This is a genomic window from Actinomyces israelii, assembly GCF_030253495.1.
Taxonomy (GTDB): Bacteria; Actinomycetota; Actinomycetes; order Actinomycetales; family Actinomycetaceae; genus Actinomyces; species Actinomyces israelii.
Window position 1 is genome coordinate 3,102,252 of record NZ_CP124548.1, and the last position, 12,953, is coordinate 3,115,204.

General features: G+C 69.8%; 9 protein-coding genes. 4 read left to right on the forward strand and 5 right to left on the reverse strand.

From position 1 onward, the window contains the following. Window positions 1–48: 48 nt before the first annotated feature. The gene (locus AIF0345_RS13020) at window positions 49–1,512 is read right to left on the reverse strand and encodes an MFS transporter (RefSeq protein WP_268916460.1); all 1,464 of its coding nucleotides are present in this window, start codon (window positions 1,510–1,512) and stop codon (window positions 49–51) included. A 321-nt stretch (window positions 1,513–1,833) separates the two neighbouring features. Here AIF0345_RS13020 and uidA point away from each other — a divergent pair, with 321 nt between their 5' ends. Genes uidA through uxaC form a run of 3 tightly spaced genes read left to right on the forward strand, consistent with a single transcriptional unit; the run spans window position 1,834 to window position 6,196 of the window. Further along, window positions 1,834–3,618, forward strand: coding sequence for a beta-glucuronidase (gene uidA, locus AIF0345_RS13025; protein WP_043558848.1), 1,785 nt, complete (start codon window positions 1,834–1,836; stop codon window positions 3,616–3,618). A gap of 56 nt (window positions 3,619–3,674) precedes the next feature. Then, the gene (locus AIF0345_RS13030) at window positions 3,675–4,775 is read left to right on the forward strand and encodes a LacI family DNA-binding transcriptional regulator (RefSeq protein WP_285296385.1); all 1,101 of its coding nucleotides are present in this window, start codon (window positions 3,675–3,677) and stop codon (window positions 4,773–4,775) included. Next, the gene (uxaC, locus tag AIF0345_RS13035) at window positions 4,772–6,196 is read left to right on the forward strand and encodes a glucuronate isomerase (protein ID WP_285296386.1); all 1,425 of its coding nucleotides are present in this window, start codon (window positions 4,772–4,774) and stop codon (window positions 6,194–6,196) included. The genes AIF0345_RS13030 and uxaC overlap by 4 nt, the downstream gene beginning before the upstream one ends. Before the next feature lie 71 nt (window positions 6,197–6,267). Here the strand turns inward: uxaC and AIF0345_RS13040 are convergent, their stop codons facing one another. From AIF0345_RS13040 to AIF0345_RS13055, 4 genes are all read right to left on the reverse strand, one after another. Beyond that, a complete protein-coding gene (locus AIF0345_RS13040; RefSeq protein ID WP_285296387.1) occupies window positions 6,268–7,326 on the reverse strand; it encodes a LacI family DNA-binding transcriptional regulator in 1,059 nt (352 codons plus the stop codon). Between the two features lie 96 nt (window positions 7,327–7,422). After that, window positions 7,423–8,259, reverse strand: a complete 837-nt coding sequence (locus tag AIF0345_RS13045) for a carbohydrate ABC transporter permease (RefSeq protein WP_285297945.1) — start codon at window positions 8,257–8,259, stop codon at window positions 7,423–7,425. A 5-nt stretch (window positions 8,260–8,264) separates the two neighbouring features. Then, window positions 8,265–9,203 (reverse strand): carbohydrate ABC transporter permease, encoded by a 939-nt coding sequence (locus tag AIF0345_RS13050; RefSeq protein WP_285296388.1) that lies wholly within the window; start codon window positions 9,201–9,203, stop codon window positions 8,265–8,267. A 50-nt stretch (window positions 9,204–9,253) separates the two neighbouring features. Beyond that, window positions 9,254–10,528: an ABC transporter substrate-binding protein gene (locus AIF0345_RS13055; protein ID WP_285296389.1), complete on the reverse strand. Its 1,275-nt coding sequence runs from the start codon at window positions 10,526–10,528 to the stop codon at window positions 9,254–9,256. A 257-nt stretch (window positions 10,529–10,785) separates the two neighbouring features. Between AIF0345_RS13055 and AIF0345_RS13060 the strand changes: the two genes are divergently transcribed. Beyond that, window positions 10,786–12,888 carry a glycoside hydrolase family 36 protein gene (locus AIF0345_RS13060; RefSeq protein ID WP_285296390.1) on the forward strand — a complete coding sequence of 701 codons (2,103 nt, stop codon included), beginning with the start codon at window positions 10,786–10,788 and terminating at the stop codon, window positions 12,886–12,888. The last annotated feature ends 65 nt before the right edge of the window (window positions 12,889–12,953 follow it).

The following is a 12,953-nucleotide window of genomic DNA, read 5'->3' on the forward strand; positions in this document are numbered from 1 at the left end:
TTTCTCCATCCTTATTCCCGGTCTTCTCGCCTTCTCCCCGCGGCCGTCTCACTCCTCGCGCGCGACGGCGCGGCGGGCGACGAGCACGGCGTTGTTGGCGTCGACGACCTTCTTCTTGAGCGGGTAGAGGACCACCAGGGCGAGACCGACGAGGACGTAGCCGATCCCGGGCACGAGGTTGGCGAGCATGTAGACGCCATCGACAACAGGGGCTGCCTGGGCCTCACCGGCCTTGGCGGCCGCGGCGTCGAAGCCGACCCAGCCCAGCGCCCATCCGGTCAGGCCTCCCGCCAGGGCCTGGCCGAGCTTGCGCGACCAGGAGTAGACGGCGTACACGGTGCCGTCGTCGCGCTGACCGCTCTTGACCTCGTGGGAGTCGATGACGTCGGTGATGAAGGCCCACACGAGGTAGTTGAAGACCGCGGTCAGGAGGGCCACGACCGCGTAGAGGATGATCCACACGGTCGCGCTGCGGGTGTGCAGGAAGTAGACGCCGATGAGCACGCCGCCGCCCAGGAGCATGGAGACCGCGCCGACCTCGGCCTTTCCGAAGCGCCTGGACAGCCACGGGGCGATGACGATCAGGGCGAGCGAGGGGAGCAGACCGGCGAAGGCCGCCGGGGACTGGAGCCTGCCGTTGCCGAAGTAGGACAGGAAGAGGTAGCTCAGCATCCCGTTGAGGAACATCAGCGAGACGAGCAGCAGCAGGGCGGAGGCGATGAGGCCCAGCAGGGCGCGGTTGGAGAAGACCGCCTTGAGCATGGAGCCGACGCTCAGCCCACCCTGCGATGCGGGCCTCGACACGGCGGCGACGCGCTCCTCCACGCAGAAGTAGCACACCGCGTAGCAGACGACGGCCAGGACGGAGCAGATGACGGCGCCGAGGGTCATAGCGGGGCCGTCGAGGACGGAGACGCCGTCGGCATTCGTCCGGTAGACGATAATGGGCAGGACCGTCATGATCATAATGTTCGCCAGCGTGGCGCCCGTGGAGCGGAAGACGGAGAGCTCGGCGCGGTGGTCGGGGTTCGGGGAGACGACCGAGGACATGGAGCCGTAGGGGATGTTGATGGCCGTGTAGCACACGGAGCCCCACAGGAAGTAGGTGGCGACCATCCACGTCAGCTTCAGGCCGTAGCTTCCGAAGCCCGAGACGAAGGACATGTACATGAGGGCCGAGGCGACGGCGACGGGAATAGCGATGTACCTGATCCAGCGGCGGAACTTGTCGCCGGGCCCGGCGCCCGGCAGGCGGTCCACAATGATGCCCATGCCGACGTCGGTGAATCCGTCGACGACGCGGGCGCACAGCAGCAGGGTTCCCACGTGCGCCGGGCTGATGCCGACCACATTCGTGTAGAACACCATGAAGAAGGTGGACTGGAGGGTGAAGGTGAAGTCATTTCCGAAATCACCGAACATGTAGCCGATCTTGTCTCTCAGGCCGAAGGGGCGCCTCTCCGCCGCCTCGGTCACTGGCGCCGGCGCCGATATCTGGCTCGTCATGGGCATGGGATGGTGTCTCCTGTCGTATCGCACCGTTGCGTGCAGGAAGATCCGCGTCCGGAGCGGGACCGGGTCCTGGGTGAGCCGCGGGTGCGGAGGGCATCCGCGGGGATCACGCTCTAGGGTGGCGCGGGCCCGGCCCCACGCGGCGAAGTTGCCAGTAGTTGCAGGGCGCCGGCGCACTCCCGCGCGCAGTCGCTCGGAGCTCGGCGGCGCGCCGGAGTGCGCAACTTACGGCAACTTTCCCGCGTGCGCCCGCTGGGCATGTGCAATGGTGAGCGCGTCCATCCACGCCGGACGCGCTGAGCACCAGGTGAAGGAGCCTCCATGCTGCCCCTCCGACAGTCCGTCTCCCGGGATATCCGCAGTCTCGACGGCGTGTGGCGCTTCCAGCTCGACGCCGGCGAGGACGCCGGCCTCGAGGAGCGCTGGTTCGATGCCCCTCTGAGCGCGCCGCGCCCCATGCCGGTGCCCGCCTCGTACAACGACGTGACCACCGACGTCGAGGTCCACGACCACGTCGGCCTGGCCTGGTACGAGCGCGACGTCGTCGTCCCCGGACGACTCGGCGACGACCGCCTGCTCCTGCGCTTCGGCTCGGTCACCCACCGCGCCCGGGTGTGGGTCGACGGCACCGAGGTCGCGACCCACACGGGCGGCTACCTCCCCTTCGAGGCCGACATCACCGACCTCGTGGAGGCGGGCGGGACCTTCCGCCTGACCGTCGCCGTCGACAACCGCCTGACCTGGCAGACCCTGCCGCCGGGCTACCTCACCGAGGACAGCCGGGGGCGCAGGGTGCAGAGGTACTACCACGACTTCTTCAACTACGCCGGCATCCACCGCAGCGTCAGCCTCTACACGCGCCCGGCCGTGGCCGTCAGCGACGTGACCGTGACCACCGGCTACGAGGGGACGACCGGCCGCGTCTCCTACGCCGTCGCCGCCGAGGGCGCCTCCGAGGTCTCCGTGGTGGTCCTGGACGCCGAGGGCCGCGAGGTCGGTCGCGCCCGGGGAGCCCGCGGCGAGGTCGCCATCCCCGACGTCACCCTGTGGAGGCCGGGCAGGGGTTACCTGTACACCCTCGAGGTGCACGCCGACGCCGACGTCTACCCCCAGCGCTTCGGCGTGCGCACCGTGGAGGTCAGGGACTCCCAGCTCCTCATCAACGGCGAGCCCTTCTACTTCCGCGGCTACGGACGCCACGAGGACAACCTCATCCGCGGCAAGGGGCACGACGACGTCCTCATGGTCCACGACTTCGAGCTCATGGAGTGGCAGGGGGCCAACTCCTTCCGCACCTCGCACTACCCCTACGCCGAGGAGGTCATGGACCACGCCGACGAGCGCGGTCTCGTCGTCATCGACGAGACCGCCGCCGTGGGGCTCAACGTCGGTATCGCGGCGGGGATCCTGGGCGGCCAGTCGCAGCCGACCTTCTGCCCCGAACGGGCCGACGAGGCCACCCGCGAGGCGCACGCCGCCCAGATCCGCGAGCTCATCGCCCGCGACAGGAACCGCCCCAGCGTGGTCCTGTGGTCCATCGCCAACGAGCCGGAGACCCACACCGAGGCCTCCCGCACCTACTTCGAGCCGCTCGTCCGAGTGGCGCGCGAGGCCGATCCGACCCGGCCGGTCGGCTACGCCAACGTCATGCTCTCCACCCCCGACAAGGAGCGGATCATCGACCTGTTCGACGTCGTCATGCTCAACCGCTACTACGGCTGGTACGTGGATAACGGCAACCTCGACGACGCCGAGGCCCATCTGCGCGCCGAGATCGACGGGTGGCTCGCGCTGGCGCCGGGCAAGCCGATCCTGTTCACCGAGTACGGCCCGGACACCATGCCGGGGATCAGGGACGTCTTCCGCCGCCCCTGGAGCGAGGACTTCCAGGTCGACATGCTCTCCATGCACCACCGGGTCTTCGACGACTACGACGAGATCATCGGCGAGCAGATGTGGAACTTCGCCGACTTCCAGACCGCCACGGGTATTGTCCGCGTAGCCGGGAACAAGAAGGGGATGTTCACCAGGGCCCGCGACCCCAAGCAGAACGCCTTCGTCGTGCGCGAGCGCTGGCTGGCCATGCGCGAGCGCCTGGGCTTCTGAGTCCGGTGGCGACGACGGCCCCGGGCCTCGGCGAAAGGGGGAGAGGAAGGACGGCGATGACCCGCACCGACGCCGGCAGGGCGTCCGGCTCCTCGCCCGGGCGCCGCAAGGCGATCACTATCTACGACATCGCCAAGAGGGCGGGAGTCGCTCCCTCGACCGTCTCCCGGGCCCTGTCCCGTCCGGGCCGGGTCTCCAACGAGACCTCCCAGCGCATCCACGACGCCGCCGACGAGCTGGGGTACAAGCGCGCCTCCCCGCACCGCCTCGCGCACACGGCGGACGACACCTGCGTCATCGCCCTGGTGATCGCCGACGTCGGCAACCCCTACTTCAGCGAGCTCATGATCGGGCTGCAGGAGTCGGCCCGCACCAACGGATACACCGTCCTGCTCATTGACTCGCGCGAGGACGCCGTGGAGGAGAGGGCCGCCATTGAGCGCGTCCTCCACCTGGTCGACGGGATCGTCCTGTCGGCGTCCCGGATGACGAACTCGATGATCCAGCAGTTCAACCGCGCCGCACCGGTCGTCTCCCTGAACCGGCAGGTCCCGGGAATCACCTCGATCCTGCCCGACGCGACCCGGGGCATGCGCACCGCCGTGGAGTACCTGGCCGGCTACGGGCACGCCGAGATCACCTACCTCGCGGGGCCGTCGGGGTCGTGGGCGAACGGGGCCCGCTGGGAGGGGCTGGTCCTCGCCTGCCAGGACCTCGGCCTGCGCGCCCACCGGGCGGGCCCCTGCCCGCCGACCGTCGGCGGCGGCGTGCGCGCCGTCGACGCCTGGGAGAGGCGCCCGACGACGGCGGTCATCGGCTACAACGACATTCTCGCGGTCGGCTTCATGAAGTCCGCCATCGCCCGGGGCATACGCGTACCGGAGGACCTGTCCGTCATCGGGATCGACAACGCCGGCCTGTCGGCTCTCACCGAGCCGGGACTGACCTCCCTGGCCACACGATCGCGACAGCTGGGCGCGGCGGCCGCCGGGGCGATCGTCGGCCATCTGCGCCACCGCTCCCGGCCCCAGCCCCTGGTCACCACCCTGGAGATGTCCTTGCAGGTGCGCGCGAGCGTCGGTCCCGCCGCTGCACGCATCCCCGCCCGGCGCCCGCCCGCCACCCCGCACCACACGCAAAGGAGCACCCGCCGATGACCCCGCAGCCCCTCGTCCTGTCCGCCGATCGGCTGCTGCCGGCGGATCCCACGACGCGCGGCATCGCCCGCGATCTTCTCGCCGAGGTGGAGGACGCCCCGATCGTCTCCCCCCACGGGCACGTCCCGCCGGAGTGGCTGGCCGACGACGTCGTCTTCTCCGACCCGACGAGTCTCCTGCTGACCCCCGACCACTACGCCAACCGCCTTCTGCACTCCCTCGCCGGCGTCGAGCTCGAGCGGCTGGGGGTGCCGGTGGGGACCGAGCGCACCGCCGACCAGTCGCGCGCGGCCTTCCGCCTTCTGTGCGAGAGCTGGCACCTGCTGGCCGGCACGCCCGTGCAGGCGTGGTTCGCCGAGGAGCTCCACGGCGTCTTCGGCGTGCGCGTGCAGCCCTGCGCGCGCACGGCCGACGACATCTACGACCAGATCGACGCCGCTCTTCACACCCCGGAGTTCTCCGTGCGCGCCCTGTACGAGCGCTTCGATATCGCCGTCCTGGCGACGACGGACGACCCGTGCTCCGACCTGGCCGCGCACCGCACGCTCGCGCAGGACCCGCGGTGGACCGGGCGCGTGGTGCCGACCTTCCGCCCCGACGCCTACCTCGAACCGGCGCGCGCGGGGTGGCGGGAGCTCACCGAGCGGCTCGGAGAGGCCGCCGGCCTCGACGTGTCCACCTACGCCGGGCACGTCGAGGCGATGCGGGCGCGGCGCGCCTTCTTCAAGGCCAATGGCGCGGTCTCCTCCGACCACTCGCACGCCGACCCGGGGACCGAGCGGCTGACCGGGACTGAGGCGGAGACCCTCTACGCCCGCGCCCTGGCGGGCACGCTCGATGGGCGCGACAGCGACCGGCTGCGCCGCCACATGATCAATGACCAGGCCCGCCTCGCAGTCGACGACGGCCTGGTGATGACCCTGCACCCCGCTGTCCTGCGCAACCACGACACCGGCGCCTTCCGCCGCTACGGCGCCGACGTCGGCGGCGACATCCCGATGGCCGTGGAGTTCACGCGCAGCCTGCGCCCGCTTCTGGACGCCTACGGCAATGCCGAGGGCTTCCACCTCATCCCCTTCACCATGGACGAGACGGTCTACTCGCGCGAGCTCGCGCCACTCGCCGGCTGGTACCGGGGGGTGTACGTGGGCGTGCCGTGGTGGTTCATCGACGAGCCTGACGCCATGCTCCGCTTCCGTGCGGCGACGACGGGTTTCGCAACCCTCTACAAGACCTCGGGATTCATCGACGACACCCGCGCCTTCTGCTCCATCCCCGCGCGCCACGGCATCGCCCGGCGCTGCGACTCGTCCTTCCTGGCCCGGCTCGTGGTCGAGCACCGGATCACCATGGACGACGCCGTCCGGATCTCCCGCGACCTCGTCGGCCCCATCCCCCGGCGGGCCTTCAAGCTCGACTGAGCCGCCGAGGCGCGCCGGGGCCGGAAGCCAGAAACGCACCGATGACGCAGGACGCCGGCCGGGGTCCTGCCTCACGCCCGCGCGGCCCGGACGAGCCCTCGGCGCGGGTGCGGCACCGTCGTCGACTCCCCCCGGATGAACTCGGAGGCGATGACGACGGGCGAGGGCGCGGCACCGGCCCGGTCCGGGAGGTCCAGCAGAAGCTCCACCGCGGCCCTCCCGGCGGCCGTGAAGTCCTGGCGCAGCGTCGTCAGGGTGGGGGTCACCACGTCCGCCAGCGGGATCCCGTCGAAGCCGGTCACCGAGACGTCCTCCGGAACGGACAGGCCGGCCTCGTGAACGGCCCGGACCGCCCCGAGGGCGAGCTCGTCGTTCGGGCAGACCACCGCGGTGACCAGCTCCCCGTACTCCTCCAGCAGCCTCCGGCAGGCCCGGTAGCCCGAGCGCGGCTCCCACGACTCGCAGCGAACGATCGGATACAGGGGCAGGCGGGCGTCCCGCAGCGCGTCGAGGGCCCCGACGGACCTGCGCTCCGGAGGAGCGTTGTTCGGCTGCGCCACGACGAAGACGGAGGTGTGCCCCAGCTCGACGAGGTGCTTGGTCACCTCGTAGGCGCCCCCGTACTCGTCAATGGCCACGTACGGCTTGCCCGAGGACTCTCCGGACTGCGGCGGCCCCACGTCGACCACGGGGAGGTAGTCGGGAATCCGGGAGATCGCGCTGTGCGCCAGGGCGTCGTAGTCCACGACCACGACGCCGGCGGGCTGGTGCGAGGCCGTCGATGCCACCGCGTGCTCCACGGCCTTCTCGTCGTCCCGGTCGAGCACGCAGATGAGGGAGGACATTCCCGCCCTCCGAGCCCGCTGCTCGGCGCCGCTGATCGTCTGCGCGTACCCGTAGGGCAGCGTCTCGGAGGTAATGATCGCCAGGGTCTCGGGCCGCCCGGACACCAGCTGGCGCGCCGCGGAGTTCCCGAAGTAGCCCAGCTCGCGCATGACCGCCTCCACGCGGGCGCGAGTCTTGTCGCTGACCTTCTGCGAGCGGCTCAGGACGCGGGAGACCGTCACCGTCGAGACGCCCGCCTCGTTTGCGACGTCGGCGATCGTGGGCCGCTTCGGGGTGGGCTTCACGGCTCCAGAGTATCGACCGGCAGACCGACCCGGACGTCCGCAGCGCCCGCGCGCCGCGGCGCCCGCGTTCTTGTCGGGTCCGGGACCCGCCGGTCCTCACCCCTTGACCGCGCCGCTCATCATTCCGGCCATGAAGAACCTCTGCAGGAACAGGAAGACGAGCGCCACCGGCAGGACCGCAATGACGGAGGCCGCCATGAGCCCTCCCCAGTCGATGGAGTTCGCCCCCTTGAACAGCATGATCGCGGGCGTGATCGTGCGGAAGCGGTCCTGAGAGATGAAGATGTAGCCGAACATGAACTCGTTCCACGCGTTGATGAAGGCGTAGAGGCCGACCGAGACGATGCTGGGCCGCATCATGGGGAGGGTCACTCTGCGCATCGTCTGCAGCCTCCCGCACCCGTCGATCTCCGCGGCCTCCTCCAGGGAGACCGGTATCGCGTCGAAGGCGCTGGAGAGCATGAAGGTGCACATCGGGATCACGAAGGTCGTGTACGCGAGGACCAGGGACAGCGGGGACTCGAGCAGCCCGAGATTCTTCATCGTGATGTAGAGCGGGACGAGCAGAAGAACGCCCGGGATCATCTGCGAGACCAGCATGAAGAAGCTGGCGCATCGGACGGACCGTCTTCGGAAGAACCTGCTGAAGACGTAGCCCGCGAAGATCGCAATGACCAGCGCGAGCAGGCAGGCGGCGGCCGAGACGACGAGGCTGTTGCGGATGTACCGCAGGAAGCCGTGGTCGAGCAGGACGCTCCGGAAGCTTCCCAGGGTCGGGTGGTCGATCGTCAGGCGGGGGACGCGGGCGAGGATCTCCTCGCGCGGCTTCAATGCGGACAGCGCCATCCACACGAACGGGAAGATGCTGTAGATGACGAGGAGGGTCAGGAGGACGTAGGCGACCGCGTCGCCGAGGACCCGCTGCTTCTTCATGTCGATCAACCCACGATCTCCTCACTGAGGCTCCGGCGCATTCTGTAGTAGACGACGAATATGAGGCTCGTCGCCGCCAGCATGATTGTGGACAGCGCGGAGGCCATACCGACGTTGAAGTCCTGCATCGAATATCGGTAGATGAGGAGCGGAAGAGTCATGGTGGCGTAGTTGGGCCCGCCCTGAGTCATGACCCAGATGAAGTCGAAGTTCACCGCCGTCCAGATCAGGTGCATGAACACGATAATGAGCGAGGGTGAGCGCAGCTGGGGGAAGCTCACCGCCCAGAAGGACCTCCAGGCCGAGGCCCCGTCGATCTGCGCGGCCTCCTTGAGCTCGGGCGGGATCGCCTGAAGCGCAGCGAGGAAGGTGATCGTGTAGTAGGGGAAGCTCCGCCAGATGTTGACGAAGATGACGGCGGGCATCGCCCAGGCCGAGTCCCCGAGGAAGTTGACGGGCGAGTCGGTCGCGCCCGCCCGCACCAGGACGGCGTTGACGATCCCGAAGTCCGGGTTGAGCATCCACTCCCACGTCATTCCCGCCACGATAATCGGCACCAGCCAGGGGATGAAGGTCAGCGTCCTGAATACTCCCCCGCCCCGAAGGCGCCGGTTGAGGAGGACCGCGGAGCCCAGACCGAGGACATACTCGCCGACGACGGATCCGGTCGTCCAGACGAGCGAGTTCCTGACAGCCCCCGAGAAATGGGGGTCGGCGAGGACGTCCGAGTAGTTCTCGGTGCCGGCGAGCCCCGAGACCGACGGATTGACGAGGTTCGAGTGCGAGAACCCGTCGACAAGGACCTTGAGGAGCGGGTAGCCGATGAGGAGGACGAGGAAGGCCCAGGTCGGCAGGAGGGCCGTGGTCACGAATCTTCTGCTCGCCCTGCTCCGGGGGCTCCTACGGCCGGCCTTCCCCCGCCCCTCCGCCTCCTGCTGGGACATGCCTTCTCCTTCCCCCGTGCTGACGGCGCCGGACAACTTCCCCGAGGACGTCAGGCGTGTGCGTCACCGGACTGCTGCAGCGAGGTGTTGATCGCCTCTGACAACCAGGTGGCCGCCTCCGCGGAGGACGTCCCCTCCTGAAGAACCATGGCCAGGGCGTCAATCATGTTCTGCGTGACTCCGGACAATGCGATCGGCGGGTAGGTGACGCCGGTGTCGAGGAGCGCGGAGAAGTCTCTGCTCCACTTCGTGTCGGTGGATACGCCCGACAGGGCGGAGCGGTCGGCGAAGCCCGCCGTCTGCCACTCGGTGGAGGCGAACGCCCGGGCCAGCTGCGTCGCGCCGTCGAGCGCCCTGGACGACGACATGACCATGAGGGGCTTGGCCTCGATGTAGGTGGCGGGCCGACCGTCCGCGGGATGCGGAATCGGATGGACCGACACGTCCTCCATGGTGCTCGGGTTGGAGGACTCGCGCTCGGCGAGCCAGTTGCCGGTGACGTACGTGGCGGTCAGGCCCGTCGCGAAGTTCTCATCGGTCTCCTCCCAGCCGTAGGTGGACGAGTTGGGCGAGGCGGCGCCGGACTTGACGAGCGAGGCGTAGAAGTCGAAGACCTTGACGGCCCCGGCGAGCTCGTCGGGGTTGTCGCCCCAGGTGTTGCGGTAGCCGCCGCCCTCCTGCTCGGCGGCGACGGCCAGGCCGTACTGGGCCAGGTACACGAGGAGCTCCTGGGGGGCGCGCACCCCGGTGCCCGCCACCCCGTAGAAGGACGATCCTGTGGCCTGCTCGACCTTCGTGCCGGCCCCGACCACCGCGTCCCACGTCCTGGGGACCGCGACCCCGGCCCGAGCCAGCAGGTCATCATGAACGAGGTAGGCGCGCGCGGTGGTCTCGTAGGGGAAGCCGATGATCTTCCCGTCCACGGTCATCGCGGACTTGACTGTGTCACCGACCTTGTCCCTGTCCTCCCAGGAGTCCCAGGCGGAGGTGAGGTCCGCGAGGATCCCGAGCCTGTGGAGCTCGCCGACGTACTCGGGAAGCCCCCAGACGGCGTCCGGAAGGTTGCCGCCGGCGGCCGAGGCGATGAGCTTGTCGTGAAGCATGTCGTAGGTGAAGTTCGTCTGATTGACCGTGAAGCCGGTTGACTCCTCGAACTTCTTGATCTGCTCCTGGCCGGCCTTCGCCGTATCGGCGCCCTCGGTCCAGGCGGTCCACAGCTCGACGGTCCTCGAGTCGCCCTTCGATCTTCCGGCGCCGCAGGCGGCGAGGAGGGCGGGGGCGGCTACCGCGCCGCCGGCCAGTTTCAGGACAGTCCTTCGCTTCATGGGAAGCCTCCGCATGCTCGTCATTGAACAAGGCGCGCACCACAGGTGGCCGGCGCAAGCCGGGCGGGCCGACGCATCCGACCATATGATGAACGTCGATCATTTATACGGCACATCCACACTCCTCGTCAAGTCCGTGCGACAACGATTACCTCCCTCTTGCGCCCAAGACCACGAGAGGACATGATGAACTACGTTTATCATTCCCTGCCACGGCCCGTCAGGCGCTGCGGCGCCGCTCACAAGGAGGTTGAGAGATGACCCGGTTCTCCTGGGGAGAGCCCCCCGCAGGGCTCTTCTTCGACTATGGGGACGACCGCCCGGTCCGTGTCAGCAGCTCACCGCTCCCCCAGTCCGACCAGGAGCCCGCGCCCCGGGCGATGGTCGAGATCCTCGCCGTCGGGGAGGGGCGGGCGCTGACGAGCACCCGGTCGGACCGGGGGGCGCTCTCGGAGCGGCTCCGCTTCGTCTCCAGGGGGGAGCGGGACTCCCGGGGCGTCCGCGCTCTGGAGATCGTCCAGCGAGACCCCCTGTCGGGTGCGCTCGTGACCACGACATTCACCCGCCATGGAGACCTCGACGCCTGGCGCGTCAGCACCGGGATCCGGAATGAGGGAGGCGCGCCCATCGTCCTGCAGATGCTGTCCTCCGTGGCCCTCAGCGGCCTGACCGGCTTTCTCGGCCCCGCACGCACGACCGAGATCTGGACCGCACGCAGCGAGTGGTGCGGGGAGAGCCGCTGGGCCGCGGCGCCGCTCCAGGGCGCCGGCGCGCTCGCCGACGCCCACCCCCGCGCGCACGGCCAGGCCCACCGGGGCGCGTACTCCTTGCAGGGAAGCTCGACGTGGTCCTCCGGGGACCACGTCCCGGTCGCGGCGCTGGTCAACACGGACACGGGTCACGCCGTCGTGTGGCAGATGGAGGTCAACGGCCCCTGGCGCTGGGAGATCGACCCGCAGCTCGAGCGGCCCGACTGGTTCACCCTGGTGCTCCAGGGTCCGGACGACCTTCACCACTCCTGGCTGAAGGCGCTCGCACCGGGCCAGGGCTTCGAGAGCGTCCCGGTCTCGCTCGCGTTCAGCGACGACGGGCTCGACGCCGCCGTCGGCGAGCTCACGCACCACCGGCGGGCCTCGCGCATCCCGGTGGCGGCCGACTCCGGTCGCCCGCTCATCTTCAACGACTACATGAACACGCTCATGGGCGACCCGACGGCGGACAGGCTCCTGCCGCTCATCGACGCGGCGGCCGAGGCCGGAGCGCAGTACTTCTGCATCGACGCCGGCTGGTACGACGACGGGGGCCACTGGTGGGACAGCGTCGGCGAGTGGCGCCCGTCGACCACGCGCTTCGGCGACGGGGGGCTGGCCGGCGTCCTGGAGCACATCCGCGGCCGCGGCCTCACGCCCGGCCTCTGGATCGAGCCCGAGGTGGTCGGCGTGAGGTCCCCGCTCGCACGGACCCTCCCCGAGGACGCGTTCATGCACCGGGCCGGAGCGCGCATTATCGAGCACGGACGCCACCTCCTCGACCTCCGCTCCGCGAGCGCGCGGGACTATCTCACGCAGACCTTCGACCGGCTGATCAACGGCTACGGCGTGTGCTACATCAAGTGGGACTACAACGTGACCCCGGGGACCGGGCCGGACACGGGGGCGAGCAGCACCGGCGAGGCGCTGCTGGACCACGCCCGCGCCCACCTGGCGTGGTTCGAGCAGCTGCGCCGGGCCCACCCGCGGGTGATCTTCGAGTCCTGCGCCTCCGGAGCCCAGCGCATGGACCAGGCGGTCCTCTCCCGCTACGACCTCCAGTCGACCAGCGACCAGCGGGACTACCGGCTCTACCCGACGATCGCCGCCGCCGCCCCCATGGCCATGGCTCCCGAGCAGGCCGGGAACTGGTCCTACCCGCAGCCCGGCATGACCCTGGAGCAGATCGCCTTCACCATGGTGACGGGCCTGTCGGGCCGGCTCTACCTGTCCGGCCACCTCGATCGGCTCAGCGGCGAGCAGATGGCCCTCGTACGCGAGGGGACGGGCCTGTACCCCGGCCTCATGGCGCACCAGTCGGCCTCGGTCCCGCTGTGGCCCCTCGGGCTGCCTGCCTGGGACGCCCCCGTCGTCGTCCTCGCCACCGAGTCCGACGCCGAGACCGTGCTGTACGTCTGGAAGCGGAGCCCGGCCCTCGCGGGTACGACGATCCCCCTGCGCGGGCACGTCGACGAGGACCTCGAGGCCCGGGTGGCCTACCCGACGTCGTTGGAGCCCTGGCGCGTCACGTGGCTGCCGCGGGCGGGGTGCCTCGACATCGACTTCGAGCCCGCCGGGGAGAGCGCGCGAGTCATCCGCCTGCGCAGGTGACTCGGCGCCCAGCTCACGGTCTTCTCCGGTGCTGCACGTGGGAGGGCGGGGCCTCTGCGGGGCAG